At 70.7% G+C, this 25,309-nt stretch carries 26 protein-coding genes and 7 tRNA genes; 23 read left to right on the forward strand and 10 right to left on the reverse strand.

What is annotated here, in order from left to right; genetic code table 11:
- The first annotated feature begins 146 nt into the window (after window positions 1-146).
- The 4 genes from ACH4VX_RS22030 (at window position 147) to ACH4VX_RS22045 (ending at window position 2,473) form a co-directional block, all read left to right on the forward strand.
- Window positions 147-422 carry a hypothetical protein gene (locus ACH4VX_RS22030; protein WP_398369337.1) on the forward strand — a complete coding sequence of 92 codons (276 nt, stop codon included), beginning with the start codon at window positions 147-149 and terminating at the stop codon, window positions 420-422.
- Window positions 423-619: 197 nt separating this feature from the next.
- Window positions 620-799, forward strand: coding sequence for a hypothetical protein (locus ACH4VX_RS22035; RefSeq protein WP_030867596.1), 180 nt, complete (start codon window positions 620-622; stop codon window positions 797-799).
- Window positions 800-1,169: 370 nt separating this feature from the next.
- The gene (locus tag ACH4VX_RS22040) at window positions 1,170-2,096 is read left to right on the forward strand and encodes a phosphotransferase family protein (protein WP_398369338.1); all 927 of its coding nucleotides are present in this window, start codon (window positions 1,170-1,172) and stop codon (window positions 2,094-2,096) included.
- Between the two features lie 101 nt (window positions 2,097-2,197).
- On the forward strand, window positions 2,198-2,473 hold the full coding sequence (locus ACH4VX_RS22045; protein WP_398369340.1) for a zf-TFIIB domain-containing protein: 276 nt from the start codon (window positions 2,198-2,200) through the stop codon (window positions 2,471-2,473).
- A gap of 51 nt (window positions 2,474-2,524) precedes the next feature.
- Here the strand turns inward: ACH4VX_RS22045 and ACH4VX_RS22050 are convergent.
- The 5 genes from ACH4VX_RS22050 to ACH4VX_RS22070 form a co-directional block, all read right to left on the reverse strand.
- Window positions 2,525-2,596: transfer RNA gene (locus tag ACH4VX_RS22050), tRNA-Val, on the reverse strand.
- A 43-nt stretch (window positions 2,597-2,639) separates the two neighbouring features.
- Window positions 2,640-2,711: transfer RNA gene (locus ACH4VX_RS22055), tRNA-Val, on the reverse strand.
- A 33-nt stretch (window positions 2,712-2,744) separates the two neighbouring features.
- A tRNA-Val gene (locus tag ACH4VX_RS22060) sits at window positions 2,745-2,816 on the reverse strand.
- 1 nt (window position 2,817) lies between these two features.
- Window positions 2,818-2,891 (reverse strand) — tRNA-Cys (locus ACH4VX_RS22065).
- A gap of 37 nt (window positions 2,892-2,928) precedes the next feature.
- Window positions 2,929-3,001, reverse strand: a tRNA-Gly gene (locus ACH4VX_RS22070).
- 154 nt (window positions 3,002-3,155) lie between these two features.
- Here ACH4VX_RS22070 and ACH4VX_RS22075 point away from each other — a divergent pair.
- From ACH4VX_RS22075 to ACH4VX_RS22085, 3 genes are all read left to right on the forward strand, one after another.
- On the forward strand, window positions 3,156-4,208 hold the full coding sequence (locus tag ACH4VX_RS22075) for a chorismate-binding protein (protein WP_398369341.1): 1,053 nt from the start codon (window positions 3,156-3,158) through the stop codon (window positions 4,206-4,208).
- Window positions 4,205-5,026 carry an aminotransferase class IV gene (locus tag ACH4VX_RS22080; RefSeq protein ID WP_398369343.1) on the forward strand — a complete coding sequence of 274 codons (822 nt, stop codon included), beginning with the start codon at window positions 4,205-4,207 and terminating at the stop codon, window positions 5,024-5,026. The genes ACH4VX_RS22075 and ACH4VX_RS22080 overlap by 4 nt, the downstream gene beginning before the upstream one ends.
- A 107-nt stretch (window positions 5,027-5,133) precedes the next feature.
- A complete protein-coding gene (locus tag ACH4VX_RS22085) occupies window positions 5,134-5,958 on the forward strand; it encodes a GNAT family N-acetyltransferase (RefSeq protein WP_398369345.1) in 825 nt (274 codons plus the stop codon).
- Between the two features lie 28 nt (window positions 5,959-5,986).
- On the opposite strand, the gene ACH4VX_RS22090 is transcribed toward ACH4VX_RS22085, so the two are convergent.
- A complete protein-coding gene (locus ACH4VX_RS22090) occupies window positions 5,987-6,511 on the reverse strand; it encodes a DsbA family protein (RefSeq protein ID WP_398369347.1) in 525 nt (174 codons plus the stop codon).
- Between the two features lie 279 nt (window positions 6,512-6,790).
- On the opposite strand from ACH4VX_RS22090, the gene ACH4VX_RS22095 reads away from it, so the two are divergent.
- Both ACH4VX_RS22095 and ACH4VX_RS22100 read left to right on the forward strand, forming a co-directional pair.
- Window positions 6,791-7,228: a hypothetical protein gene (locus ACH4VX_RS22095; protein WP_398369348.1), complete on the forward strand. Its 438-nt coding sequence runs from the start codon at window positions 6,791-6,793 to the stop codon at window positions 7,226-7,228.
- A 172-nt stretch (window positions 7,229-7,400) separates the two neighbouring features.
- Window positions 7,401-7,553, forward strand: a complete 153-nt coding sequence (locus ACH4VX_RS22100; RefSeq protein WP_019523797.1) for a hypothetical protein — start codon at window positions 7,401-7,403, stop codon at window positions 7,551-7,553.
- 85 nt (window positions 7,554-7,638) lie between these two features.
- Here the strand turns inward: ACH4VX_RS22100 and ACH4VX_RS22105 are convergent, their stop codons facing one another.
- Together ACH4VX_RS22105 and ACH4VX_RS22110 are read right to left on the reverse strand one after the other, a co-directional pair.
- Window positions 7,639-8,199 carry a CGNR zinc finger domain-containing protein gene (locus ACH4VX_RS22105; protein ID WP_398369349.1) on the reverse strand — a complete coding sequence of 187 codons (561 nt, stop codon included), beginning with the start codon at window positions 8,197-8,199 and terminating at the stop codon, window positions 7,639-7,641.
- A gap of 310 nt (window positions 8,200-8,509) precedes the next feature.
- Window positions 8,510-8,923 (reverse strand): SsgA family sporulation/cell division regulator, encoded by a 414-nt coding sequence (locus ACH4VX_RS22110; RefSeq protein WP_004002642.1) that lies wholly within the window; start codon window positions 8,921-8,923, stop codon window positions 8,510-8,512.
- Between the two features lie 191 nt (window positions 8,924-9,114).
- Here ACH4VX_RS22110 and ACH4VX_RS22115 point away from each other — a divergent pair, with 191 nt between their 5' ends.
- The 10 genes from ACH4VX_RS22115 to ACH4VX_RS22160 all read left to right on the forward strand — a co-directional run bounded on the left by ACH4VX_RS22115 (window position 9,115) and on the right by ACH4VX_RS22160 (window position 17,955).
- Window positions 9,115-9,573, forward strand: a complete 459-nt coding sequence (locus ACH4VX_RS22115; RefSeq protein ID WP_398369351.1) for a TIGR02611 family protein — start codon at window positions 9,115-9,117, stop codon at window positions 9,571-9,573.
- 79 nt (window positions 9,574-9,652) lie between these two features.
- Window positions 9,653-9,724: transfer RNA gene (locus tag ACH4VX_RS22120), tRNA-Val, on the forward strand.
- A 400-nt stretch (window positions 9,725-10,124) separates the two neighbouring features.
- Entirely contained in the window at window positions 10,125-11,414 is a 1,290-nt protein-coding gene (locus ACH4VX_RS22125; RefSeq protein ID WP_398369352.1) for an extracellular solute-binding protein, read from the forward strand.
- Window positions 11,415-11,428: 14 nt separating this feature from the next.
- Window positions 11,429-12,385: a carbohydrate ABC transporter permease gene (locus ACH4VX_RS22130; RefSeq protein WP_398369354.1), complete on the forward strand. Its 957-nt coding sequence runs from the start codon at window positions 11,429-11,431 to the stop codon at window positions 12,383-12,385.
- Complete coding sequence (locus ACH4VX_RS22135) at window positions 12,382-13,257, forward strand: carbohydrate ABC transporter permease (RefSeq protein WP_398369355.1); 876 nt, start codon at window positions 12,382-12,384, stop codon at window positions 13,255-13,257. The genes ACH4VX_RS22130 and ACH4VX_RS22135 overlap by 4 nt, the downstream gene beginning before the upstream one ends.
- Window positions 13,258-13,267: 10 nt before the next feature.
- Complete coding sequence (locus ACH4VX_RS22140) at window positions 13,268-13,867, forward strand: hypothetical protein (RefSeq protein WP_398369357.1); 600 nt, start codon at window positions 13,268-13,270, stop codon at window positions 13,865-13,867.
- 195 nt (window positions 13,868-14,062) lie between these two features.
- Window positions 14,063-16,798, forward strand: coding sequence for a Tat pathway signal sequence domain protein (locus ACH4VX_RS22145; RefSeq protein ID WP_398369358.1), 2,736 nt, complete (start codon window positions 14,063-14,065; stop codon window positions 16,796-16,798).
- Between the two features lie 34 nt (window positions 16,799-16,832).
- Complete coding sequence (locus ACH4VX_RS22150; protein WP_398369360.1) at window positions 16,833-17,282, forward strand: SRPBCC family protein; 450 nt, start codon at window positions 16,833-16,835, stop codon at window positions 17,280-17,282.
- Window positions 17,283-17,321: 39 nt separating this feature from the next.
- Window positions 17,322-17,396: transfer RNA gene (locus ACH4VX_RS22155), tRNA-Val, on the forward strand.
- A gap of 163 nt (window positions 17,397-17,559) precedes the next feature.
- On the forward strand, window positions 17,560-17,955 hold the full coding sequence (locus ACH4VX_RS22160; protein WP_398369362.1) for a hypothetical protein: 396 nt from the start codon (window positions 17,560-17,562) through the stop codon (window positions 17,953-17,955).
- A 144-nt stretch (window positions 17,956-18,099) separates the two neighbouring features.
- On the opposite strand, the gene ACH4VX_RS22165 is transcribed toward ACH4VX_RS22160, so the two are convergent.
- Window positions 18,100-18,825, reverse strand: a complete 726-nt coding sequence (locus tag ACH4VX_RS22165) for a 3'-5' exonuclease (RefSeq protein ID WP_398369364.1) — start codon at window positions 18,823-18,825, stop codon at window positions 18,100-18,102.
- A 168-nt stretch (window positions 18,826-18,993) separates the two neighbouring features.
- On the opposite strand from ACH4VX_RS22165, the gene ACH4VX_RS22170 reads away from it, so the two are divergent.
- The 4 genes from ACH4VX_RS22170 to ACH4VX_RS22185 all read left to right on the forward strand — a co-directional run bounded on the left by ACH4VX_RS22170 (window position 18,994) and on the right by ACH4VX_RS22185 (window position 23,490).
- Window positions 18,994-19,560 carry a DUF4365 domain-containing protein gene (locus ACH4VX_RS22170; RefSeq protein ID WP_398369365.1) on the forward strand — a complete coding sequence of 189 codons (567 nt, stop codon included), beginning with the start codon at window positions 18,994-18,996 and terminating at the stop codon, window positions 19,558-19,560.
- Entirely contained in the window at window positions 19,557-20,792 is a 1,236-nt protein-coding gene (locus ACH4VX_RS22175; RefSeq protein WP_398369367.1) for a hypothetical protein, read from the forward strand. The genes ACH4VX_RS22170 and ACH4VX_RS22175 overlap by 4 nt, the downstream gene beginning before the upstream one ends.
- A gap of 93 nt (window positions 20,793-20,885) precedes the next feature.
- Window positions 20,886-22,862, forward strand: coding sequence for a threonine--tRNA ligase (thrS, locus tag ACH4VX_RS22180; RefSeq protein ID WP_398369369.1), 1,977 nt, complete (start codon window positions 20,886-20,888; stop codon window positions 22,860-22,862).
- 82 nt (window positions 22,863-22,944) lie between these two features.
- Window positions 22,945-23,490: an HIT family protein gene (locus tag ACH4VX_RS22185; RefSeq protein WP_398369370.1), complete on the forward strand. Its 546-nt coding sequence runs from the start codon at window positions 22,945-22,947 to the stop codon at window positions 23,488-23,490.
- A gap of 88 nt (window positions 23,491-23,578) precedes the next feature.
- Here ACH4VX_RS22185 and ACH4VX_RS22190 read toward each other — a convergent pair whose 3' ends face one another.
- Window positions 23,579-25,234: a hypothetical protein gene (locus ACH4VX_RS22190; protein ID WP_398369371.1), complete on the reverse strand. Its 1,656-nt coding sequence runs from the start codon at window positions 25,232-25,234 to the stop codon at window positions 23,579-23,581.
- Window positions 25,235-25,309 lie beyond the last annotated feature (75 nt).

Below are 25,309 nucleotides of genomic sequence, written 5' to 3' on the forward strand. Positions count from 1 at the left end.
CCCGTGCGCAGAGGCCGCGCCCTCTCGGAGCGGTGGATTGTCAGTGGTGGGTGGGAAACTTGAAGGGTGGTCAGGGAGCGCGCGGGCAAGCCTGGTTCGCGCGGCTGGTGATCCCAACCACCCGACGGCGAAGGGGGATTGATCGCATGAAGGGTGACCGTGTGGAGATCGTCGTGGATGCGGGGGACACGACGCGTACGTACGAGGTGGTGGCGAGCAGGGCGGGGCGTCGGGTGGAGACGGCGGTGCGTCGGGGGGTGGTGGAAGTGAGCGAAGTCACCCGCACCGGGGCCGTGGTGCGGACGGCGCGGTTCATGGCGAATCGGGTGCTCGCGCTGGTGGAGCAGCCGGTGCCGCGGGAGGACGGCTCGGAGAAAGCGGGGCAGAGCGGGCGGCCCCTCGGGGATGTCCCTGAGGCGTAGGACCCCGTCTCCACCCAGGGGAGTACACCGCGGGGAGGGGCTCATCCTCCGGGAGGCCCGGCAATCGGTACGAGGGCATGACGTCGGGGGAGGGGCTGACGCCTAGATTTGAGGTCAAGCGGCGGGTGCAGCACTCGTCCCCCGAGGTCAGACGCCCGCCGCTGTCAACAACAACAGAAACGGCCAGGAGAGGGACCATGGCGTACACAGCACCGCGGACACTGATCCGCACGCGGGAACGCGGCGAGGGACGCCGCCATCCGCTGGTGGCGACGTTGATGGCCCTTCCCCTGGCGGTCCTGCTCCTCCTCGTCTTCGACGGGTGGGAGACGGTGGCCACACAGGCGTCGTCCGTGGGCGAGATGCTGGGGCGCTGAACAGCGACCCCAGGCCCGGAAGAGCGGTCCGGGCGGGGACATCCACCCATGAAACCCCGTGGGGACGGGGGTGCGGCGGACGGCAAAATGCCGGCGCAGCTGGGGAGCTGCGCCGGCATTGCTTTGCCCGCACGACTTCGCCGGGAACGCGGGGCGCGGACACGCCGGCCACCGCGTGCAGCCGCTCCCGCGTGCAGCCGCTCCCGCGCGTCTCCGCTCCCGCGCGTCTCCGCTCCCGCGGGCAGTCGTGCCGCTGGGGCGGCACGGGTGGGCGCGACGGCACTCCGCAAGCGCCGGGTTGCGCAGCCCACCCCCGGCCCGCATCCACGCGGAGCACCCCGCCCCGGCAACGGCCCCGTACCCTCACCCCGTGACCACGGACCTCCTCCCCGCCCTGACGGCCCACGTCACGGCAACGGCCCATGCAAGCCCCCACACCTGCCGCTGCACCACCGCCACCCTCGCCGCCCGCGAAGACGCCACCGTCGTACGGCACGCCGGCACCGTCGCCAAGGCGCACGCCCCCGACTCCGACCCCACCGAGCTGGCCCTCCGTCTCACCGTGGCCACCCGGCTCCCCGGCATCCTCCTCCCCCCACTCGCCCCGGCACCCGCCGAACTGCACGGACGCCTCGTCACCCATTGGCCGTACGGCACTCCCGTGGACCCCGACGACCCGGACGCCGCCCCCTGGGAAGCCGCGGCCACCCTCCTCGCCCGCCTCCACCGGACCCCCGCCCCCACCGCCGTACCCCCCATGCGTGGCCCCGCCAAGGCCGCCCACGCCATCGCCCGCCTCCCCGCCACCGCCCCCCACCACCCCGCCACCGCCCCCGTACTGCACGCCTGGGCCACCCTTCCGCCCTGGGCCCGCGGCGAGGCCCCCATGCCGGACACCACCACCCTCTGCCACGGCGACCTCCACCTGGGCCAGCTCATACGCCACCCCGCACACAACGGCCCCTGGCTGCTCATCGACGTCGACGACCTCGGCACGGGCGTACCGGCGTGGGACCTGGCCCGCCCGGCGGCCTGGTACGCCTGCGGGCTGCTCACCCCCGACGAGTGGCACCGCTTCCTGAGCGCCTACCGCACGGCCGGCGGCCCGGCCGTACCGTCCGACGGCGACCCCTGGGCCGCGCTGGACGTCCCGGCCCGCGCCCTCACGGCCCAGACCGCCGCCCGTGCCGTCACCAAGGCCGTCGCGGCCGACCGGCCCCTGGACGAGGTGGAACAGTCACTGGTCGACGCCTGCGCGCGCATGGGCTCCGTCCGCCCCGCCGCCCCGTCGAGTTGAGCCGAAGTTTCGCGAAGTAGGGTGCAACCGACCCGCAGCCGGACAGAGTCTGTCCTGGCGATACGCGAAGCAGGAACGACCGGCGAGGAGTTGAACCGATCATGCAGTGTCCGAAGTGCCGTGCCCCGATGCACACCTACAACCGCAACGGTGTCCAGATCGAGCAGTGCAGCGGGTGCCGAGGCATCTTCCTCGACTACGGCGAGCTGGAGTCGCTGACCCGGCTGGAGTCCCAGTGGTCGCAGCCCGCGCCGCCGGTCCCGCCCGCCCCGCAGGCGTACCCGGCCGCGCCGGCCCCCGCCTGGGGCGCCCCGCACGGTGGCCACCACGGTCACCACCGCCAAAAGAGCTTCGGGCGCATGCTCTTCTCCAGCTGACGGAGATCACGACGAAGCCCCCGGTCGGAGGACCGGGGGCTTCGGGTGGTGTGGACGATACTGGGATTGAACCAGTGACCTCTTCCGTGTCAGGGAAGCGCTCTCCCGCTGAGCTAATCGTCCTCGGGACCGTGATCACTCCGCGGAGTGGATCATGGGCACTGCGTGCGCGATACTGGGATTGAACCAGTGACCTCTTCCGTGTCAGGGAAGCGCTCTCCCGCTGAGCTAATCGCGCGGGGATCCGGAGATCCGGGATCCGAAGATCCAGTGGACGATACTGGGATTGAACCAGTGACCTCTTCCGTGTCAGGGAAGCGCTCTCCCGCTGAGCTAATCGTCCTTGGAGGTGGAGACGGGATTTGAACCCGTGTAGACGGCTTTGCAGGCCGTTGCCTCGCCTCTCGGCCACTCCACCAGGAGTGCAGGGGACCGGGAAGCCCCCTCTTCCTACGAGCGGACGACGAGGCTCGAACTCGCGACCTCAACCTTGGCAAGGTTGCGCTCTACCAACTGAGCTACGTCCGCCTGTCGTTTCGGTCGGCTTGCGCGTCCCGGCGACGAACTGAACTCTAGCGGATTCCGGGGCCAGTACAAAAACCCGTTTGTGCAGCGTGCTGCGCTGCGCCTGCTCACGGACGTGCCCAGGTCACCGGAACCGCGCCCGCCATAGACTCGTCACGTGCTGGACCTGCCCCCTCTCGTCCGTTTCGGCGACCGCGTCGCCACCGGACTCCTCGACGTCACCGACGACCCCGCCGCCCTGGACTCCACGGGGTTCTGGGCCGTCGCCGCCGACTTCGAGGGCCGCCTGACCTGCGCCCGCTTCCGGGAAGTCCGGGAGCAGCCGGTTCCCGCCCCCGTGCCGGGGGCCTGGCGGGGGCCGGCGGCCGGTGACTGGACGTCCTCGCTCGACCATGGCGCGTACACGACGGCCGTACGCCGGATCCGCGACCACATAGCCGCCGGCGAGGTCTACCAGGCGAACCTCTGCCGCGTCCTGTCCGCGCCCGTGCCGTCCGGCGCCGACGTGGACGCCCTCACCGCCCTGTTGGCCCGGGGCAACCCGGCCCCGTATGCCGGAACGATTCGCCTGCCCGGCCACGGGGTGGAGATCGCGACCGCGTCGCCCGAGCTGTTCCTGCGGCGGGAGGGCGGGGCCGTGGTGTCCGGGCCGATCAAGGGCACCGGGCGCACCGAGGCCGACCTGCTGGAGAAGGACTACGCCGAGAACGTGATGATCGTCGACCTGGTCCGCAACGACATCGGAAAGGTCTGCGACACCGGCACGGTGACCGTGCCCGATCTGTGCGCCGTCGAGAAGCACCCGGGTCTCGTCCACCTCGTGTCGACCGTGCGCGGCGAGCTGCGGGACGGCGCGGGATGGCCCGAGCTGCTGGGTGCCGCCTTCCCGCCCGGCTCCGTCACCGGCGCGCCCAAGTCCAGCGCGCTGCGGATCATCGGCGCGCTGGAGACGGCGCCCCGCGGTCCGTACTGCGGCGGCATCGGCTGGGTCGACGCCGACCGCGGCACCGGCGTGCTCGCGGTGGGCATCCGCACCTTCTGGATCGACCGGACCACGGGCGGCGACGCCGTCCTGCGGTTCGGCACCGGCGCCGGGATCACCTGGGGCTCCGACCCCGAGGGGGAGTGGCGGGAGACCGAACTGAAGGCCTCCCGGCTGCTCGCGATAGCGTCGGGAACGTACGAGGTGAGTGAAGGGACCTGGACGTGAAGATCTGGCTCGACGGCGGGCTGCAGGACATGGAGTCCGCCCGCGTCTCCGTCTTCGACCACGGACTGACCGTGGGCGACGGCATCTTCGAGACGGTGAAGGCCGTGGACGGCCGTCCGTTCGCGCTCACCCGGCATCTCGACCGGCTGACCCGGTCGGCCCGCGGGCTCGGGCTGCCCGACCCCGACCTCGACGAGGTCCGCCGCGCCTGCGCCGCCGTCCTCGAGGCCAACCCGATGCCGCTCGGCCGGCTGCGCCTCACCTACACCGGCGGTCACGGCCCGCTCGGCTCCGACCGCGGCGAGCACGGCCCGACCCTCGTGGTCGCCCTCGGTGAGACCACCCGCCGCCCCGACTCCACCGCCGTCATCACCGTCCCCTGGACCCGCAACGAACGCGGCGCGCTCACCGGACTGAAGACCACCTCGTACGCCGAGAACGTCGTCGCCCTCGCCCGCGCCCGCGAGCGGGGTGCCTCCGAGGCGCTGTTCGGCAACACCGTCGGACAGCTCTGCGAGGGCACCGGGTCGAACGTCTTCGTCGTCCTCGACGGCGAGCTCCACACCCCGCCGCTCGCCTCCGGCTGTCTCGCCGGCATCACCCGCGCCCTCGCCGTCGAGTGGACCGGCGCCAGGGAGACCGACCTGCCGCTGGACGCCCTGGAGCGGGCCGAGGAGGTCTTCCTCACCTCCACCCTGCGCGACGTACAGGCGGTGCACCGCGTCGACGACCGCGGACTGCCCGGCGCCCCCGGCCCGGTGACCGCCAAGGCCATGGGGATCTTCGACGAGCGCTCCGGGGCCGACCTCGATCCGTGACGGACCCGAAATTCGGCTGTTCCGGTGCGCGGACAGAAGGGACGGGTCCGCAGGGCCCTCGGTCGAGGGTGGTGGTGGGTGACGGGCGGGCGGGTAGAACACCCTCGATGACCACCACCCTGCGGCCGGCCGAGCCGCTTCAGCAGAACCCCGACGGCACGCGTTCGCGCCGTTATCAGGTGTGCGTGAACAGCCGTCCCGTCGGGGCGATCCATCTCGGCACGCATCCCGTCTTCGGCGATGCCGTGGCCCGGATCACGAGCCTGCGCATCGAGGAGCCGGACCGGCGGCGCGGCCGGGGCACGGTGGCCGCGCTCGCCGCGGAGGAGGTGGCGCGCGGCTGGGGGTGCCGCCGTATCGAGGTGACGGTCCCCGCCGACCCCCGGGACGCCCTGGGGCTCGCCACGGCGCTCGGCTACCTCGTGCGCAACCGGACCATGGAGAAGGCCCTCGGGGAGACCCCGCCCGCGCTTCCAGGAGGCAGTGTGGCCCGGCCCATGACGGAGGGCGAGTTCGGGCCCTGGCGGGCCAAGGGCCAGGAGGACTACGCGGGGGACTGGATCCGGCGCGGGGTGCCGGAGGCCGAGGCACGGGCCAAGGCGGCGAACGACCACGCCGCGCTGCTGCCCGACGGCCACGCCACCGAGGGCATGCTCTTCAGCGTCCTCGAGCACGAGGGCACGCCCGTGGGCACCCTGTGGCTGTCGGTGCGCGGGGAGCGGGCCTACGTCTTCGACGTCGAGGCCGCCGCCGCCCACCGCGGCCGGGGGCACGGACGTGCGCTCATGCTGCTCGCCGAGGCCCAGTCGGTCGCCGCGGGCAACCGGGTCATAGGCCTCAACGTGTTCGCCGGGAACACCCCGGCCGAGCGGCTCTACGACTCATTGGGCTACGGCACGACGCGGTACTCGATGTACAAGCCGCTCCTTTGACGGTGGGCGGGTCTCCTGGGCCCCGGGGTCAGCCCTCCTGCCCGGCCAGCAGCCGGTCCGCGATCTCCTCGACGCGCTCGCGCAGCCCCTCCTGGCTCTTGCCGCCGTCGAGGCGCTCCCCGCCGATGACGTACGTGGGGGTTCCCGTCACCCCGATCGCCTTGCCCTCGGCCTGGTCCGCGTCCACGATCAGGATGTGCCGCCCGTCGATCAGCGCGGTGTCGAACTCCTCGGCGTCCAGACCGAGTTCCCGGGCGACCTCGACGAGGAAGGCCTCTCCCCGGCGGTCCAGTTCCTCGACCCGTCCCAGCACGGCCTCGACGTACGGCCATCCCCGCCCCTGCTCCAGCGCCTCCTCGGTGGCCTGGGCGGCGGCGAAGGCGTGCTTGTGCTTCTCCAGCGGGAAGTGCCGCAGCCGCAGCTCCAGGCGGTCGCCGTAGCGGGCCCGCAGGGCACGGAGGTCGTCGAGGGCGCTTCGGCAGTCCGGACACTGCAGCTCGCACCAGACGTCGAGGACGGGGGCGGCGGGACGGGCGGGGGAGGAGTCACTCATGGTCACAGTCTCCCAGCAGGGCCGCCGACCACCCAATCGGACGCAGGACGTTCCGGAGCGGGCCAGGGCTTGAGGCCCGGGCCCGCCTTCCGGCCCGCCCGGCGTTCGAGGACGAGTCCCGCGTCGAGGGCCGGAGCGGGGTGCCCACCGGCACCTGCGGAGGAGTCTCGACCCGGAGATGTCCCTGATGTCCGGCCGGAGCATGGCCCGGCGGGGGTCCGCAGGTGCAGGATGGAAGGGACGAAGCGCCACAGCGATCGCACCTGCATGGAGGACCGGATGATTGCCGAGACCGTCTGCTCCGCCGTCTCCGCGGCAGGCCTGGGCATCGCAGCGGTCACGGCCTACCGCAAACGCTTCCTCGCGGCCGCCCGCGTCGCCGCCTACTCGCTCGTGCCCCTCGGCCTGGTGATGACCGGCGTCGTCGACTGGCTGGCCGACACCGCCTTCAGCCCCACGGCATGGGCCGGCTTCGGAGTGCTCGGCCTGTCCTGGGTGCTGTTCGCGACCACCCGTACCGTGGAGCGCCGGCGCGGAGGCACCCGCAAGGAGCGCAGGGCCGCACGGGCCGCGGCGCGACCCGAGGCGGTGGCCCCCGGAGCCTCCGCGCCCTCCCTGGGCCAGGGGGCCCGCCCGGCGGCCCGTCCCGCTCCCGCCTCCCGGGGCGAGGACGACTTCAGCGACATCGAGGCCATCCTCAAGAAGCGCGGCATATGACGGTGGCGCACCGCGGGTGAATGCGCGCGACCGGCGGAAACGTCACAGGGCGTCCTGGAGCGCCCGGAAGCGATCACAACCCGAACCGTAGATTGCGGAATCGGCGAACTCGCACTCACTCCGTGAGTGTTGATCGCGTCGGGCGCTCCCGATGCGTCATGATCGCCGCGAGATGCTGGACACGACACAGAGCGATGCCGCGCCGCAGCAGGACGAGCCGCGTGGATGCCTCTTCGCCCTTTCCCAGCCACCGCTGATGATCTTCCTGGCGGTGATCGGGTGTCTGCTGCTCACGGCTGCCCTGCACGACCTGCTGTGGCTGTGAGCCGTACCCGCGGTACCCGGCGTCACCCGTCGGGACCGCGTCGGCACGGCATCGAACGGCTGCGCCGCCGGACGGCTCCGGGCGGTCAGCCCGCCGCCTCCTTGCGCCGCGCCCGGTAGGCGGCCACGTGCAGACGGTTGCCGCAGGTGCGGCTGTCGCAGTAGCGGCGCGAGCGGTTGCGGGAGAGATCGACGAAGGCGTGCCGGCAGTCCGGGGCCTCACAGCGCCGCAGCCGCTCCTGCTCCCCGGCGACCACGAAGAACGCCAACGCCATCCCGCAGTCGGCGGCCAGGTGGTCGGCCACGGAGGCGCCGGGTGCGAAGTAGTGGACGTGCCAGTCGTAGCCGTCGTGGTCGGTGAGCCGGGGGGTGGTGCCCGCGGCCGCGATCAGCTCGTTGATCAGCGTGGCGGCCGCGCGGGCGTCCGGAGCGGCGAAGACCGCCGCGAACCGGCCGCGGATCCTGCGCACCGCGGCCAGGTCGAACTCCGTGAGCACTCCGACCTCGCTGACCTCGTGCTGCCGCACGAACTCCTCGAGAGCCGCGACATCCGGCAGTCCCTCCGGTGTCGTGTCGTCCTCCGGCGCGGAGTTCACCAGATCCACCACGGTGTCGAGTGCGCACCGGGTGTCGTGGGTGATCAGCACAGTTCGCTCCCTGGCCTGGGGGTCGGGCGGGCGCCCGCCGATGCTGGCTGATGGTAGTGGCTCCGCCCCGCCCCGTACCTCCCCGCTCCGCACACGGCTTCGAATGCGATGCGCGAACACCGGTCGTCGCTCCCGATCACCCGTTCGGCCGACACCGGCTCGGCGTGCGCGCAGCACAACGGCGCCGCCCGCGGAACCCCGCGGTGCCGGCGCCGTTGTGCGTGAGCCGTATGCGGCTGCCCGTATGCGGCTGTCCGGGCCCGAGCCGTCTCCCCGAGTCGACGGCGCCGGGCGGCTTCGTGGGCCTCGCCTAGCTTTCCGCCAGGATGTGCGAGAGCTCCTGATCGAGGTCGAAGTGCCGGTGTTCCGTGCCGGGCGGCACGGCGGCGTCGGTGCGCTTCAGGAAGGACTCCAGGGCCCGTGCCGGGGCCTCGAGCAGGGCTTCCCCCTCCGGCGAGCTCAGGGCGATGCAGACGACGCCCTGACCGTGACTGCGCGACGGCCAGACGCGGACGTCGCCGGTGCCCGTGGGGCGGTGAAGCCCCTCGGCGAGGAGGTCACGGGCGAACACCCACTCGACGGTTTCCTCGGCTCCGGTGTGGAAGGTGGCGTGCACGGCGTAGGGGTCGGCCGTGTCGTACCGCAGGCCTGCGGGGACAGGCAGGGAGGACTCGCTCGACACAACGAGGCGCAGGTGCAGCTCGCAGCTGACCGTGGTGTTCATAAGCGCCAGGGCCTTTCGCTCAGTGTGCGCTCGGGGATTCGCACGTCGGCCAAATCGACATGCCACCTACGGTGCCGTTGTAAACCCCTCTGGGTGTTTTGCGTGCGTTTACGTAACTCTTCCGGCCGAGAGATCGTTCGCGGCCTGCGTCCATTCCGGTGATGTGTTCGACTCCGGTAGTGTTTGGCTGTATGAACACGGGGAGTAGCAAGCCTGGCGAGGCTGCCGTGGCGGCCCGAGGGGCGACGGTGGACAACAGCGAGAGCCAGGCCGAGCGGGGGCTCGGCTCGAGGGCGCCGGAATTCGTCAAGGCGCGCCGCGCACTGCACCTGAGCTGGCAGGTCGGCGTCTTCATAGTCGGCCTCGCGGTCGTGGTGGCCGGCATCATCATGCTGCCGCTGCCCGGACCGGGCTGGGTCGTGATCTTCGGCGGCATGGCGATCTGGGCGACCGAGTTCGTCTGGGCCCAGCTGGTGCTGCGCTGGACCAAGCGCAAGGTCACCGAGGCGGCACAGCGTGCCCTGGACCCCAGGGTGCGGCGCCGGAACATCATCCTGACCTCGATCGGCCTGGTGGTCATCGCCGTGCTGGCCGGGATCTACCTGTGGAAGTTCGGCCTCGAGATGCCCTGGAAGATCAAGGACCAGTGATCCGCGGCGGGGGCCGGGCGACCGGGCCCCCGCCGGTCACGGGCACCCCCTGACATGGGGTAATGTTCTTCCTGCGTCCGGGCGATTAGCTCAGTGGGAGAGCGCTTCGTTCACACCGAAGAGGTCACTGGTTCGAACCCAGTATCGCCCACCGGATCATCAGGCGGCCCGGCTCACCACTCGTGAGCCGGGCCGCCTTGTCGTGTGCGGGCGGCATTGCGCGTGCGCGCCGGGGCGCCGCCGGGCGAGGACCCTTCCTGTGTGTCCGAGGCGTTCCGCTTCCGGTCGTCTTCACCCAACCGTGACCTTCCGCCATGCCCGTTCCGGTCGGCCCCGTGGTGTTCGGTCGGTCGGCCACGGGGCGTTTACCTGGGCGTTTACGGCCGGACATGGTTCCGCGGATGAGGCAGCCGCCGCCGGTGCCGGAGCGCGGCGCCCATGAATTCCTGTCCGAATCATTGACGCGCCCGTAGGCCCTCCGTAACTTGTGCCAGCAAGCGCTTACTTGAAACGATTCATGAGGCGGACGAGAACGTCGCGGGGAGGCTCACATGCAGCAGGGCGGGAATGTGGAGAGGCGGACGATCCTCAAAGCGGCGGGGGCCTCGCTGGCCGTCGCGGGGATCGGTGCGACGGCCACCGCCTGCGGTGGCGGCAGCGGCTCGGGAGACGGGACGGTGACGCTCCGTTATGCGTGGTGGGGTGGTGAGCCGCGCACCATCGCCATCAGGAAGACGATCGCGCTCTTCGAGAAGAAGTTCCCGAAGATCAAGATCAAGCCTGAATTCACCGACTACGAGGCGTTCTGGGAGAAGTTCCAGACCCAGGCCTCCGGCGGGAATCCGCCGGACGTTTTCCAGAATGCGGTCGGCTTCCTGCGCAAGTACGACAAGCGCGGTGTTCTGCTGGATCTCAAGTCGCAGGCGGACGCCGGGAATCTGAGCCTGGACAGCTTCCGCAACGGCATTCTGGCGAACGGTCAGGTCGACGGCAAGCAGATCGCCATCCCCGTCGGCGCCAACACCATGTCGCTCGTCATCGACCTCAAGGCCTTCGAGAAGGCCGGGGTGGAGGCGAAGTTCGGCTGGACCTGGGACGAGTACTTCGACGCGCTGCAGACCATCCAGGACAAGGTGAAGATCGCCGGTGACACCGGCTACTTCAGCATCATGTACCTCTACGACCTCTACCTGCGTCAGAACGGCAAGGCCTTCTTCACGGACACCGATCTCGGTTTCACCGAGGACGACCTGACGCAGTGGTGGGAGGACGGCTACAAGCGCGTGAAGTCCGGGCTCGTCGCCGACCCGAAGAAGGTCGAGCAGGCCAAGCCCAAGTCGGCGCTCTCGGCGGGCCTCGCGGCGTCCGAGTTCACCTGGGACAACTTCTCCATCCGCTACGAGGGCGAGGGCGAGTCGGACTACGGGCTCGCGCCGATCCCCACCACGGACGGCAAGGCCACCGGCCAGTACCTCGGTTCGCTGATGCTGAGCGCCTTCTCCGGGACCAAGCACCCCAAGGAGGCGGCCCAGTTCATCGACTTCATGGTCCACGACCCCGAGGTCGGCAAGATCATGGGCTACGACCGCGGCATCCTCGCCACCACCGAGCAGTACGACGCGTTCGCGCCCACCGACGACAACAACAAGGGTGTCAAGGCGTACGAGGAAGAGGTCGCCGCGGCCGGCGTCCTCGGCAAGATCACCCCGCACCCGTCCGGCGCCGACGTCATCGAGGCGGCGTTCCTGCGCATCGGCGGCGAGGTCGCCCAGGGCAAGACCAAGCCGTCCGACGCCGCCAAGGCACTGTTCAGCGAGGCCAAGGCCGCGTTCGCCGGCTGAGGGGACGTACCACCATGACGCTCGTCAAGGAAGCGCCCGCGCGCCCGGCCGGGAAGCGGCCCGCCGCTCCCGCGGCCGGGCGGCGCGGGCGGCGCCGCGAGAATCTCGCCGGCTATCTCTTCATGTCGCCGTGGATCGCGGGGTTCCTGCTGCTCACGGCGGGGCCGATGATCGCGTCGCTGTACTACGCGTTCACCAGCTACAACCTGTTCACGCCGCCCCAATGGGTGGGACTGGACAACTTCACGACGATGTTCCAGGACCCGCGCTGGCAGAAGTCGGTCGAGGTCACGCTCAAGTACGTCGTCGTGGCGACCCCCCTGAAGCTGCTGCTGGCGCTCGGCGTCGCGCTGCTGCTCGCGCAGAAGCGGCGCGGACAGGGCCTGTACCGGGCCGCGTTCTACATGCCCTCGCTCGTCGGTGCCAGCGTCTCCGTCGGCTTCGTGTGGCGGGCGCTGTTCTCGGACGACGCGATCGTGGACCGCACGCAGAAGGTCTTCGGTCTGGACGTGGGCGGCTGGATCGGCAACCCGGACTACGTCATCTACGCCCTGGTGGCCCTGAGCATCTGGCAGTTCGGCGCCCCCATGGTCATCTTCCTGGCCGGCCTCAAGCAGGTCCCGCAGGAACTGTACGAGGCCGCCGAGATGGACGGTGCCGGCCCGCTGCGCAGGTTCTGGAACGTCACACTGCCGATGATCTCCCCGGTGCTGTTCTTCAACGTGCTGCTGGAGTCCATCCACGCGTTCCAGGTGTTCGGCTCCGCCTACGTCGTCTCCGACACCCGGTGCGGGCCCGCCGACGCCACGCTCGTCTACACCTGTTACCTCTACCAGAAGGGCTTCAAGGAGGCCCAGATGGGCTTCGCCTCCGCGATGGCCTGGACGCTGGTGATCGCGGTGGCGCTCGTGACGGCGGTCCTGTTCTGGTCGCAGAAGAAGTGGGTGCACTACGAGGAGGCCGCCAAGTGACCAGTGCCACCAGCCCCGCCCTGCCCGCCGCGAACGAGCGACGGCGCTTCGGCTCGATCGCCTGGCACGTGGGCGCGCTCGTCGTCCTCGCGGTCGTCCTCTATCCCGTGATCTGGGTGGTCGGCGCCTCGTTCAAGCCGAGCAAGGACATCATCGCCAGCCTCGACCTGCTGCCCACCGAGCCGGTCTGGGCGAACTTCTCCGGGCTCGCCGACGGCATCTCCGGCATCTCCATCGGCAGCTTCTTCTGGAACTCGCTGATGTACGCCGGCCTCGCCGTGGTCGGTGTCGTGCTGTCCAGCTCGCTGACCGCGTACGCCTTCGCCAAGATCCGGTTCGCCGGGCGGAACCTGCTCTTCACGCTGATGATCGGCACGCTGCTGCTGCCGTACCACGTGCTGCTCATCCCGCAGTACGTGCTCTTCCGCAACCTGGAGCTCACCGACACCCTGGTGCCGCTCGTCGCGGGCAAGTTCCTGGCCACGGAAGCCTTCTTCGTGTTCCTGATGGTGCAGTTCATGCGCGGACTGCCCAGGGAACTGGACGAGGCCGCCAAGCTCGACGGCTGCGGGCATCTGCGCACCTACTGGTCGATCGTGCTGCCGCTGAGCCGGCCCGCGATCATCACCAGCGCGATCTTCACCTTCATCAACGCCTGGAACGACTTCATGGGGCCGTTGATCTACCTCAACACCCCCGAGAAGTACACCGTCTCGCTCGGCCTGATGATGTTCCGCGACCAGGAGGGCATCTCGAACTACGGCAGCATGATCGCGATGTCGCTGGTGGCGCTGGTGCCGGTCGTCGCCTTCTTCATGGCCTTCCAGCGCTATCTCATCGACGGCATGGCGACCTCCGGACTGAAGGGCTGAGGCGGTCACCATGGCGCAAGCACGCGTGAAGGCCCGCGCCCCGCGCAGGGAGTCCGTGTTCGGCGAGCGGTTCGCGGTCTTCGCCGAGTGCCTGCTCACCGGCGTGTGGATCGCCGTGGCCTGCCTCGGAATCGTCACCTACCCCGCGGCCTTCGCCGCCGGCGCGCGGCATCTGCGGCGTCGTACCACCCACCGGAGCAGTGGCCTGCGGGAGTTCGTCGCGGACTTCCGTACGGCCGTGCGTGGCGGATGGGCCGTCGGACTCGCCGGGTGGGTGGTGGCCGGCGCGGTCCGGCTGGACGTCCTGGCCGCACGGGCCGGGCTTCCCGGTGGGCCGCTCGTCGGGGCCGTCGGCGTCCTCGTGCTGATCGGGGCCGCCGTGGCCCTGCTGCGGGCGACCGCCGTCTGGGCGCCCGGCGCGACCTGGCGGGCGTTGCTCGCGGACGCCGGGCGGCGGACCGTGCTCGATCCCGCCGGGTCCTTCCTGGTCGTCTGCGGACTGGCCGTCGTGGCCCTGTCCGCAGGGTTCGTCCCGCCGCTGGCGGTCCCCGTCCTGGGGGCCGTCGCGGCGGCGGCCGTCGCCGTGGAGGAGCGGTACCGGCACCGCTGACGGGCGGTGCCTCTTTTCGGGGCCGGTGCTTCGGCGCCGCGCCTCTGTCTGTCATGCCCTTGACATCACCTTGCATGTAGGGGGTGTCGTTCGGATCGGGCCGGCTTCAGGCGACGGCGCCGCAGATGCGCGTGCCGGACCCCGCGACCCCGGCAGGATCCGGACGGCACCTCCTACCGACGGAAAGGAAAGGCCATGTCCCCCATCCCCCGCAGATCCCTGCTCAAGGCGGCCGCCGTTGCCGGAGCCGCCGCCCAGTTCAGCTGGGCCCTGGGAACGCGGAACGCCGCCGCCGCGCCCCGCGCGGAAGCCGCCGACGCGGACCCGGTGACCCTCGACTGGCTGGAGGACGGCGGCCTCGGCGCGGCCCCCGGCTCCACCGTCGGCGTGCCCTGGCCCAGGGGCACCCACCAGGAGGACCAGGACTTCGCGCTGACCGACGCCGACGGAAAGTCCGTCCCCGTCCAGTCCTGGCCGCTCGCCTACTGGCCCGACGGCTCCCTCAAGTGGACCGCGCACGCGGTGAGTTCGGGCTCCGGCAAGCTGACCCTGACCGCCGGGGCGCCCGCGGCGCCCGAGAAGAAGGTCACCGTCGACAGGCGCGGCGGCACCATCGACATCTCGACCGGCGTCATCACCGCCAGGATCGGCAAGTCCGGCGCCACCCTCGTCAAGTCGGTCCGTCGCGGCTCCACCGAGATCGCCCGCGACGGCCGCCTCGTCCTGCTGCGCCAGCCCGAGTACGAGGACGGCGACCAGACCACCGTCAAGACCGAACGCTTCGACGGCGTCATCTCCGACGTCACCGTCGAACAGGAGGGCCCCGTCCGCGCGGTCGTCCGCGTCGACGGCAGGCACCGCAAGGGCCACCGCGACCTGCTGCCCTTCTCCATCCGCCTCTACTTCTACGCCGGCGCCGACTCCTTCCGCATGGTGCACACCATCACCTACGACGGAAAGCAGGAGCCCGGCAAGGCGAGCGGCGACTTCATCCGGGGCCTCGGCGTCCGCTTCACCGTCCCCCTGCGCGACGAGTCCTACGACCGCCACATCCGCCTCGGCGGCGAGGGCACCGGCCTGCTCCGTGAGGCCGTCAAGGGCATCACCGGACTGCGCCGCGACCCGGGAGCCGCCGTCCAGGCGGCCCAGTTCGCCGGCGAGAAGCTCCCCGACCCCTCCACCTGGGACCAGCGGGTCACCACCCGCCTGCAGTACATCCCCGAGTGGGGCGACTACACCCTCTCCCAGCTCTCCGCCGACGGCTTCACCCTGCGCAAGCGCACCAAGAAGGGCTACGGCTGGATCGGCGCCGGTGGCGGCCGGCGCGCCTCCGGTTTCGGCTACGTCGGCGGCGTCACCGGCGGCCTCTCCTTCGGCCTGCGCGACTTCTGGGAGAAGCACCCCGCCCAGCTCGACATCCGCGACGCCCAGACCGACGAGGCCGAGGTCACCCTCTGGCTGTGGTCGCCCGAGGCCCAGCCCATGGACCTGCGCTTCTACCACGACGGCATGGGCCAGGACACCTTCCCCGAACAGCTCGAGGGCCTCAACATCACCTACGAGGACTACGAGCCCGGGTTCGGCACCCCGTACGGCATCGCCCGTACCTCCGAACTCCTCTTCTGGGCCAACGAGTCCACCCCGAGCGCCGAGAAGCTCGCCGAACAGGTCGAGGCGGTCCGTGTCCTCCCGCAGCTCGCCGCCCCGCCCCGGCAGCTCATCGACGCCAAGGTCTTCGGTCCCGGCCTGTACTCCGAACCGGACCGCTCCACCCCGGCCAAGGCCAGGATCGAGGACCACCTCGACTTCCTCTTCACCTACTACAAGGACCAGGTGGAGCAGCGCCGCTGGTACGGCTTCTGGGACTACGGCGACATCATGCACACCTACGACACCGTGCGGCACCAGTGGCGGTACGACGTCGGCGGTTACGCCTGGGACAACTCCGAGCTCTCGCCCGACCTGTGGCTCTGGTACGCGTATCTGCGCTCCGGCCGCGCCGACATCTTCCGCTTCGCCGAGGCGATGACCCGCCACACCGGCGAGGTCGACGTCTACCACATCGGCGAGTGGGCCGGCCTCGGCACCCGGCACGGCGTCCAGCACTTCGCCGACAGCGCCAAGCAGCAGCGCATCGCCAACACCACCTACCGCCGCTACTACTACTTCCTCACCGCCGACGAACGCGTCGGCGACCTCATGCACGCCAACGTCGACTCCGACGAGACCTTCCTCGTCCTCGACCCCATCCGCAAGATCCGCACCGAGCCGTACACGCCGGACCGCAACGCCCTGTCGATCGGCTTCGGCACCGACTGGAGCGGACTGGTCTCCGCCTGGCTCACCGAGTGGGAACGCAAGGGCCCGAAGTGGGAGAAGGCCAAGGCCCGCGTGCTCTCCACCATGGAGACCATCGCCGCCCAGCCCAACGGCTTCGTCCAGGGCACCGGCCTGTACGACCTCGACACCGGGAAGTTCGCGATCGCGGACACGCCCGTGGTGGGCGTCTCCCACCTGTCGGCGGTCTTCGGCCTCAACGAACTGTGCGCCGAACTCATCGACCTCGTCGACATGCCGAAGTTCAACGAGGCGTACTACGACTACTGCCGCTACTTCAACGCGAGCAAGACGGAACAGGCCGCGCGCTACGGCTCCAACTTCGGCAGCCTGATCCTCTTCCAGGGCCACTCCCGCCTCGACGCCTACGCCGCCGTGCAGACCGGCGACGAGAAGCTGGCCGAACGGGCGTGGGCGAAGTTCTACGACTCCGACGGCTACAAGGAGTCGGCGCCCTGGAAGACCGAGAAGGTGAGCGGCCCGACGGCCCTGGTCGCCGGCAGTGAGGCCACCTGGGTGTCCACCAACGACACCGCGCTCTACGGCCTCGCCGCCATCGAGCTGCTGTCGCTGCTGGGGGACCGGATGCCGTAGGCACATCACGGGCGCGGACGGGAACACTGCGTCCATGGACTGGAACCATTACCGCTTCCGCAGTCTGTGGACCCTGTCCGCGCCCGCCCCGGTGGTCTACCGCGTCCTGGAGCGGATCGAGGACTACCCCCTGTGGTGGCCCCAGGTACGGGACGTCACCCGGCTCGACGACACCAGCGGGATCGTACGCATCCGCTCGCTGCTGCCCTTCGACCTCAGCGCGACCCTGAGCGAAGGGCGGCGCGACCCGGACGCCGGCATCCTGGAGGTGGGCCTGTCCGGGGACATCGACGGCTGGGCCCGCTGGACCGTCACCCGGCTCGGGCCCGGCGGCAGCCTCGCCCGCTACGAGCAGGAGGTGGACGTCCGCAGGCCGCTGCTGCGACGGCTCGCCGTGCCGGCCCGTCCCGCCTTCCACCTCAACCACACGCTGATGATGCGCGCCGGGCGACGAGGACTGGCCGCCCGTCTGGAAGCGGTTTGAAGACAGCGCCCCCGGACCTGTATTGTTCAGTCCGTTCCCGGGCGATTAGCTCAGTGGGAGAGCGCTTCGTTCACACCGAAGAGGTCACTGGTTCGAACCCAGTATCGCCCACCAAGGAAGACTTGCCGGAACCGGCGCCCCCACCCATCGGGTGAGGGCGCCGTCGGCGTTCCAGGGCTCGTCCGCCCGCCGTGCCCCCGACCGGAACACTTCGCGCCCTACCGGAACGGAGCAGGGGATGGCATCCTGCGCTTCCTTGGAAGGGAAGGAGCAACGCATGGCGGACCAGCGGACTTCCGCTGCCAAAACTGCCAAAAAGTTCGCCGACTACGTGCGCGACGCGGCTGAGAAGGCCGGGTACGCCGTCAGATCCTCGTCAGGCGACGGCAAGGCCGGACTCGCCGAGTCGGCGGGAATGCCGGAAGCCGACATCACCAAGATCCTCGCGGGGAAGTACGAGGTGCCGACCGACCTGCTCCAGCCCTTGGCGACAGCCCTGGACGTGCCGCAGAAGGAACTGCTCAGGGCGGCCGGAGTGCTCGAGGGCAGGGCGGACCAGCAGAACCGCCCATTGACCGTGCAGCTCGCCGCGCAGCGGCTGGGCATCAAGTCCCCGCAGAACGTCGCCGCCTTCAAAACCCTCGTCGCCGCTCTGCTCGCAGCCGAGAAGTGAGGCCCTCGACCCGGCAGGGGATCAGTGGACCGCCGGACTCCCCGCGAGGGCGTCCGGCTCCTCCCCTTTCCGTACGTCCTCGCCGTGCGCGGCGACCACCTCTCCCCGGCGCTCCCCGCGGTGCGCACCCGTCGGCCCGAAGGCTCACGCCGCCGCCGGCAGATCCGGACGCAGCGGCCAGGCCGGGTCCACCACCTCGTCCGCGCCCGTGCGCGCGAACCACGCCTGCAGACCCCGCGCCTGCGCCGCGTGCCACACCGCCTGCAGGGAGTGCAGCTCACCGGGGGACAGCCGCTCCAGCCGGGACGCGAAACGCCTGCCCACCGCCCGGGTCACCTCCAGCGCGGCCACCGCGTCCGCCGCCGCGTCGTGCGCCCCCTCCAGGGTGACGCCGTAGTGCGCGCACAGATCGGTCAGCGTGCGCCGGCCCTTGCGATAGCGGTCCAGATGCTTGTCCAGCACCCACGGGTCCAGCACCAGTAGCGGCGTCCGCTCCATCCGGCGGTCCAGCGACGACGCGCGATGACGGCGCAACTCCCGGTCCAGAAGCGTCAGATCGAACGGCGCGTTCATCACCACCAGCGGCCGGCCCACCCTGGCCTGCTCCGCCAGCGCCTCCGCCACCTCGTACATCACCGGTGCCGGCCAACGGCCGTTGCGCTGCAGATGCTCCTCCGTCAGCCCGTGCACCTCCGTCGCCGCGGCCGGCACCGGCACCCCCGGATTCACCAGCCAGCAGGTCACCCGCGGCCGGGCGCCCGGCGCGTCCTGCACGACGAGGGCGGCCGACACGATCCGGTCGGTCTCGACGTCCACCCCCGTCGTCTCCGTGTCGAAAGCGGCCAGCGGCCCCTCGTACCAGCACGTCATACCCACCAACCCCTCACGCACCATCGGCAGTCGACGCACCGTCCGCTGCCCGAAACGGTGATACCCGGGCTGTTTGCGCCATACGCCGGAAGGAGACAACAGGAGTACGGGTCTTTGCAGTTCAGCGACCCTCAGCAGGGAAACCCTTGTTCCGGAAGGCTGTTGGTCATGGCCATCGCGCAGCCCGAACGGGGCGGGCTGCTGCCCGAGCACACGCCACCCACTCGCGGCACTCTCGCCACCACCGCCTGCATGGAGACACTGCAGGTCGGCTATCTGCACGCCGTCGCGGCCGCCGCGGGCTGCTCGCTGTCCCAGCCCTTCCCGGACAACGGCATCGACTGGCACGTCAGCCACAGCGCGGCCGGTCACACAGTCGACGACGAGGTCACGATCAAGGTGCAGCTCAAGGCGACCTACCAGCTCCCCCCGAACCCGCCGGGCCGCTCCTTCTCCTTCACGCTGGACAACGCGCACCTGGAGAAGCTCGCCCGCACCCCGGTCTCGGTGCACAAGATCCTGGTCGTGATGATCGTGCCGCGCGTCCAGGACGACTGGCTGCGCGCCGGTCACGACCGGCTCGACCTGCGGCACTGCTGCTACTGGACCAACCTCGCCGGACACCCGGTCACCGGCCGGCACCGCACCACCGTACGGATCCCCACCTCACGCATCTTCGACGACCGGGCGCTGTGCGAGATCATGACGCGGGTCGGGACGGGAGGAAAACCGTGACGCACCGCCCGACCGGGGAACCCTTGAGGCCCGTACGCCCGCATCCCGCCGACGCCGCCCACGACGGCCGGCCGCCCGAGCCCGCCGACGTCGACCCCGCCGTGCTCACCGCCCTCCTGCACCGGCACGGCTGGCAGCGGCGCGGCGGCGCCGCCGGACGCTACGGCCGCTGGACCCCGCCCGGACCGGGCACCGGCACCAGCCTGCTGGTGCCGGCCGGCCGCGCCCTCCCCGACAGCGAGGACCTGCTCACCGAGGCGCTGCTCGCCCTGTCCCGCAGCGCCACGCCCTCCGCCCGGGAAATTCTGCTCGCCCTCGCCGTGCCCAGCGACGAGATCCACTGGTGGCGCGACATACCGGCAGGACCCGGCGGCGCCACCGCCTGGACCACGGAGGAGCAGCTGCGCTCCGCCGCCCGCCGGACCCTCCTCGCCGCCGCACTCGCCACCCGCGCGCGAGCCGGCTTCCACGGCGCCCGGCACCGCCGCCCGGCCGCCGCCGCACTGGACACCGTCCTCGTCGGACCCGCACCCGGCGGACGCCGGCTGACCGCGTTCGCCCCCGTCACCACCGGCCGCGCCCTCGCCGTACGCCTCCACCACGCCCTGTACGCCACCCGCGAGGCCATCGACTACCGCCGCGCCACCGGCGGCATGGACGCCTTCGACACCGCGGTCACGGCCGGCGTCAGCCATGAACTCACCGAGGCCCTCGTCGCCCTGGTCCGGGGCGCGGAGGGCGCCCGGATCGCCGTGGCCTGGGCCCCGGCGGCCGGTGTGCCCGAGGGCTGCGCGGCCTTCGCCGAACCCGTCGAGTTCTCGCCCGGCGACCTGCCCGTGCTGATCGAGGCCGGCCTGCGCTACCGGCGCGCGGAGCCGTCCGTCGCGGTGCGGATCACCGGCGCGGTGGTACGGATGCACAGGTCGGGGCAGCGCGGCGAGGGCGTGGTCCGGCTGCGCGTGCTCGCCGGGGCCGAGGTCGGCCACGTCCGGATCACGCTCGGCGAGGAGGACTACCGCATCGCCGGACACGCGCACCTCGTCGGACTGCCGGTGCGGGTGCGCGGGCGGCTGGAGAGCCGGGGCGGCTTCCGCCGGCTCACCGACGTCGGCGAGCTGGCACCGGTGCAGGTCGACGAGGCCGAGCGGGACCGGCTGATGAAGGCGCTCCAGGCGAACGCGGAGACCGCGGCCTTCTTCGAGGAGGCCTGCGGGCCGGACCGCGAGGAATGATTTCGCGGTCGGCGGGTCCGGGTCGGTACGATCGCACCCATGCGTGCGCTCCGGTATGGCGCCGCGACCACAGCCTTCAGTCAGGAGAGACCGGTGTCAGACGTCCGTGTGATCATCCAACGCGATTCCGAGCGGGAAGAACGCGTGGTGACGACGGGCACTACGGCCGCCGAGCTCTTCGCCGGCGAGCGCTCGGTCATCGCCGCGCGCGTGGCCGGTGAGCTCAAGGACCTCGCCCACGAGGTCAAGGACGGCGAGACCGTCGAGGGCGTGGAGATCTCCTCCGAGGACGGCCTCGCCATCCTGCGCCACTCCACCGCGCACGTCATGGCCCAGGCCGTGCAGGAGCTGTTCCCCGAGGCCAAGCTGGGCATCGGCCCGCCCGTCAAGGACGGCTTCTACTACGACTTCGACGTCGAGAAGCCCTTCCACCCCGATGACCTCAAGGCCATCGAGAAGAAGATGCAGGAGATCCAGAAGCGCGGCCAGCGGTTCTCCCGCCGCGTCGTCACCGACGAGGCGGCGCGCGAGGAACTCGCCGACGAGCCGTACAAGCTGGAGCTGATCGGCCTCAAGGGCTCCGCCTCGCACGACGACGGCGCGGACGTCGAGGTCGGCGCCGGCGAGCTGACGATCTACGACAACCTGGACGCCAAGACCGGCGAGCTGTGCTGGAAGGACCTCTGCCGCGGTCCCCACCTGCCCACCACCCGGAACATCCCGGCCTTCAAGCTGATGCGCAACGCCGCCGCCTACTGGCGAGGCAGCGAGAAGAACCCGATGCTCCAGCGCATCTACGGCACCGCCTGGCCGTCCAAGGACGAGCTGAAGGCGCACCTGGAGTTCCTCGCCGAGGCCGAGAAGCGCGACCACCGCAAGCTGGGTTCCGAGCTGGACCTGTTCTCCATCCCGGAGCAGATCGGCTCCGGCCTCGCCGTCTTCCACCCCAAGGGCGGCGTCGTCCGCCGGGTCATGGAGGACTACTCGCGGCGCCGCCACGAGGAGGAGGGCTACGAGTTCGTCTACACCCCGCACGCGACGAAGGGGAAGCTCTTCGAGACCTCGGGCCACCTGGACTGGTACGCCGACGGCATGTACCCGCCCATGCAGCTCGACGAGGGCGTGGACTACTACCTCAAGCCCATGAACTGCCCGATGCACAACCTGATCTTCGACGCGCGCGGCCGGTCCTACCGCGAACTGCCGCTGCGCCTGTTCGAGTTCGGCACCGTGTACCGGTACGAGAAGTCGGGCGTCGTGCACGGTCTGACCCGGGCCCGCGGCTTCACCCAGGACGACGCGCACATCTACTGCACCCGCGAGCAGATGTCGGAGGAGCTCGACAAGACGCTCACCTTCGTGCTGAACCTGCTGCGCGACTACGGCCTGACCGACTTCTACCTGGAGCTGTCCACCAAGGACCCGGAGAAGTTCGTCGGCTCCGACGAGGCATGGGAGGAGGCCACCGAGACGCTGCGCCAGGTCGCCGAGAAGCAGGGCCTGCCCCTGGTCCCGGACCCGGGCGGCGCCGCCTTCTACGGCCCGAAGATCTCCGTCCAGACCAAGGACGCGATCGGCCGCACCTGGCAGATGTCGACCATCCAGCTCGACTTCAACCTGCCGGAGCGCTTCGACCTGGAGTACACCGGCGCGGACGGTTCCAAGACCCGCCCGGTCATGATCCACCGCGCGCTCTTCGGCTCGATCGAGCGGTTCTTCGCGGTGCTCCTGGAGCACTACGCGGGCGCGTTCCCGGCGTGGCTCGCCCCGGTCCAGGCGATCGGCATCCCGATCGGTGACGCGCACGTCGAGTACCTGGAGAAGTTCGCGGACGCGGCCCGCAAGCAGGGGCTGCGCGTCGAGGTCGACTCCTCCTCGGACCGCATGCAGAAGAAGATCCGCAACGCCCAGAAGCAGAAGGTGCCCTTCATGGTCATCGCGGGCGACGAGGACATGGCGAACGGCGCCGTCTCCTTCCGCTACCGCGACGGATCCCAGGAGAACGGCATTCCCGTCGACGAGGCCATCGCGAAGATCGCGAAGGTCGTCGAGGAGCGGACGCAGGTCTGACCGCGCGGATGACCCCGAGGCCCCCGGGAGCGATCCCGGGGGCCTTCTCCACGGCCCTGGGGTGACGCCATATGCTGCACGCATGACGAGTGAGCCGGAGCAGCAGTGGGGAGTGGGCACGCAGGACGCGTTCCAGCGTCTGTGGACGCCCCACCGGATGGCGTACATCCAGGGTGAGAACAAGCCGAGCGGCCCGGGCGCCGACGACGGCTGTCCCTTCTGCTCCATCCCGGCCAAGTCCGACGAGGACGGGCTGGTCCTGCGGCGCGGCGAGCGGGTCTACGCGGTGCTCAACCTCTACCCGTACACGGGCGGCCATCTGATGACCGTGCCGTACCGGCATGTGGCCGACTACACGGACCTCACCGTGGCGGAGACGGCGGAGCTCGCCGAGCTCACCAAGCAGGCGATGACGGCGCTGCGTACGGCGTCGGGCGCGCACGGCTTCAACATCGGCATGAACCAGGGCACGGTCGCGGGCGCGGGCATCGCCGCGCACCTGCACCAGCACGTCGTGCCGCGCTGGGGCGGCGACACGAACTTCATGCCGGTGGTCGGCCACACGAAGGTACTGCCGCAGCTGCTGGCGGACACGAGGAAGATGCTGGCGGAGGCCTGGCCCACGTAGCGGCGGGCAGTCGTGCCTCCCTCAGTGCCTGAAGGGCCCGGGAGGCACCCCGCAAGCGGGGGTGAGCAAACCCACCCCCGCCCAGCCCCTACGCGTCGTACACGTCCGCCTTGCGCGGCGAAGCGTCCTGCACCGCCGTGCTGAGGAACGACGACCGCGACCCGAACTTCTCCGTGTCCACCCCGTTCTCCTCCAGCACCTTGATGGCCGCCGAGTGCACCACCCGCAGCACGGGCGCGGCCGCCCGCAACGCGTCGTCCGCCATGAACCGGTGCCGCCACGGCTTGTCCGCCCACGCGTGCCGCAGACCGAACGGCTCCGGCAGGCTCAGCTTGCCGCCCAGCCAGTACAGCAGCGGCGGGTACCAGGTCAGCGGCGCCCGGGCGGCCAGGCGTACCACCTCGTCCGAGTCGACCAGCGGGAGCTTCACCTTCCGGGTCTCCCAGAACCTGATCGACTTCTGGACCTCCTTCTCCTTGGCCGCAGGCTTGCTGGTGAACAGCGAGTGCACCGGCCCCAGCGCGTGCCCGGTGACCTCGATGCGCAGCGTCTCGTGCAGCACGGTCACGGTGATCAGCATGGTGATCACCAACTGGCCGTCCCACAGCGTCCACTGCACGCCCAGGTAGTGCCGGTCGCCCGCGCCGAACTGCTGCTTGTTGCAGATGTCCTGTATGGCGTGCGACTTGATCTGGTACGCCTCGACGTCCGTGCCCTCCGGCCGGGACACCGCCGTGGCGTTCTCCCCGATCGGCGTGACGATCCAGTGCCGTACCGACGGCTTGGGGAAGCCGCCGGTGTGCAGCGGTCCGCGCTCCAGCATCCGCAGCCGGTCGTGGATGGACCTGATGACGTCCCAGCTGCGGAACGGGTTGATCTCCCGGTCCGGGTCGACGGGCACCAGTTCCTCGGCGAGCTGCCAGCTGCCCCAGCGGGTGCCCATGCCGAGTATGCCCTTGGGCCCGGCGTAGAAGACCGAGTTGGACTGCTGTTCGGCGCTGAGCCGGGCCAGGGACTGGCGCAGTTGCTCGGCCGCCGTCTCGCCGGGACTGCTCGGCACCGCCTCGGGCACCTTGGCGCCGACGCTGCTGCCGGAGAGCAGGCTGTCCCAGCGCTCACGCAGGTCCCTCGCCGTGCGCTCGCAGATCCGCTTGGCCCAGAACCAGCCCAGCACCGGGGCGACCACCGACGCGCGCGCGTACCAGCCCCAGAACCCGTCGAACGGCATGCGGAGCAGGAACAGCACGGCGAGGGCGCCCACCGCGACCAGCAGGGTGGTGGCCAGCGCGCCCGCCCGTCTGTCCTCGCGCCTGGACATCGTCGTACGGATCTGGAAGACCAGCAGCCACACGAGCAGACCGGGCAGGAAGAGCAGCCCGCACAGGACCATGACGGCGCTCAGCCAGTTGTCCCGCTCGCGGCGGATGCGGTGCGCCGCCAGCGAGTGCTCGACCACCACCTGGGGCTGGGTGCCGAAGGACTGGATGAGCGGCGCGCGGCCGGAGCCCAGCATCCGGTCGATGACCGCCCTGGAGAACGCCTCGCCCAGATTCGGCCGGAACAGCTTCACCCTGGGCTTGCCGACGGCCGACTTGTGCCACTCGTTGTTGGCCTTGAGTATCTCCTCGGCCTCGTTGTCCCGATAGGCCGCCGAGGCCAGCGCGAACGTCGGCGTCTGCCCCTCGTCGCCTGTGCGCGGCACCTGCGGACCGAAGAAGTCCGCGTAACCGCTCTCAACGGTCATTCCCGCCCCCGATCGCCGCGACTGTCGTCTTGCGGCCTTCCCGACTTCCCTGCTGCGCACACCTGTTGATCAGGT

The organism is Streptomyces sp. NPDC020731 (assembly GCF_044334705.1).
In the GTDB taxonomy this organism is placed as follows: Bacteria; Actinomycetota; Actinomycetes; order Streptomycetales; family Streptomycetaceae; genus Streptomyces.

Excerpts from the sequence above, each read along its gene's own strand:
- ACH4VX_RS22030 (WP_398369337.1), top strand. The coding sequence starts at position 147 with ATGAAGGGTGACCGTGTGGAGATCGTCGTGGATGCGGGGGACACGACG.
- ACH4VX_RS22035 (WP_030867596.1), top strand. The coding sequence starts at position 620 with ATGGCGTACACAGCACCGCGGACACTGATCCGCACGCGGGAACGCGGC.
- ACH4VX_RS22045 (WP_398369340.1), top strand. The coding sequence starts at position 2,198 with ATGCAGTGTCCGAAGTGCCGTGCCCCGATGCACACCTACAACCGCAAC.
- ACH4VX_RS22085 (WP_398369345.1), top strand. The coding sequence starts at position 5,134 with ATGACCACCACCCTGCGGCCGGCCGAGCCGCTTCAGCAGAACCCCGAC.
- ACH4VX_RS22090 (WP_398369347.1), bottom strand. The coding sequence starts at position 6,511 with ATGAGTGACTCCTCCCCCGCCCGTCCCGCCGCCCCCGTCCTCGACGTC.
- ACH4VX_RS22095 (WP_398369348.1), top strand. The coding sequence starts at position 6,791 with ATGATTGCCGAGACCGTCTGCTCCGCCGTCTCCGCGGCAGGCCTGGGC.
- ACH4VX_RS22100 (WP_019523797.1), top strand. The coding sequence starts at position 7,401 with ATGCTGGACACGACACAGAGCGATGCCGCGCCGCAGCAGGACGAGCCG.
- ACH4VX_RS22110 (WP_004002642.1), bottom strand. The coding sequence starts at position 8,923 with ATGAACACCACGGTCAGCTGCGAGCTGCACCTGCGCCTCGTTGTGTCG.
- ACH4VX_RS22115 (WP_398369351.1), top strand. The coding sequence starts at position 9,115 with ATGAACACGGGGAGTAGCAAGCCTGGCGAGGCTGCCGTGGCGGCCCGA.
- ACH4VX_RS22125 (WP_398369352.1), top strand. The coding sequence starts at position 10,125 with ATGCAGCAGGGCGGGAATGTGGAGAGGCGGACGATCCTCAAAGCGGCG.
- ACH4VX_RS22130 (WP_398369354.1), top strand. The coding sequence starts at position 11,429 with ATGACGCTCGTCAAGGAAGCGCCCGCGCGCCCGGCCGGGAAGCGGCCC.
- ACH4VX_RS22140 (WP_398369357.1), top strand. The coding sequence starts at position 13,268 with ATGGCGCAAGCACGCGTGAAGGCCCGCGCCCCGCGCAGGGAGTCCGTG.
- ACH4VX_RS22145 (WP_398369358.1), top strand. The coding sequence starts at position 14,063 with ATGTCCCCCATCCCCCGCAGATCCCTGCTCAAGGCGGCCGCCGTTGCC.
- ACH4VX_RS22150 (WP_398369360.1), top strand. The coding sequence starts at position 16,833 with ATGGACTGGAACCATTACCGCTTCCGCAGTCTGTGGACCCTGTCCGCG.
- ACH4VX_RS22160 (WP_398369362.1), top strand. The coding sequence starts at position 17,560 with ATGGCGGACCAGCGGACTTCCGCTGCCAAAACTGCCAAAAAGTTCGCC.
- ACH4VX_RS22165 (WP_398369364.1), bottom strand. The coding sequence starts at position 18,825 with ATGACGTGCTGGTACGAGGGGCCGCTGGCCGCTTTCGACACGGAGACG.
- ACH4VX_RS22170 (WP_398369365.1), top strand. The coding sequence starts at position 18,994 with ATGGCCATCGCGCAGCCCGAACGGGGCGGGCTGCTGCCCGAGCACACG.
- ACH4VX_RS22185 (WP_398369370.1), top strand. The coding sequence starts at position 22,945 with ATGACGAGTGAGCCGGAGCAGCAGTGGGGAGTGGGCACGCAGGACGCG.
- ACH4VX_RS22190 (WP_398369371.1), bottom strand. The coding sequence starts at position 25,234 with ATGACCGTTGAGAGCGGTTACGCGGACTTCTTCGGTCCGCAGGTGCCG.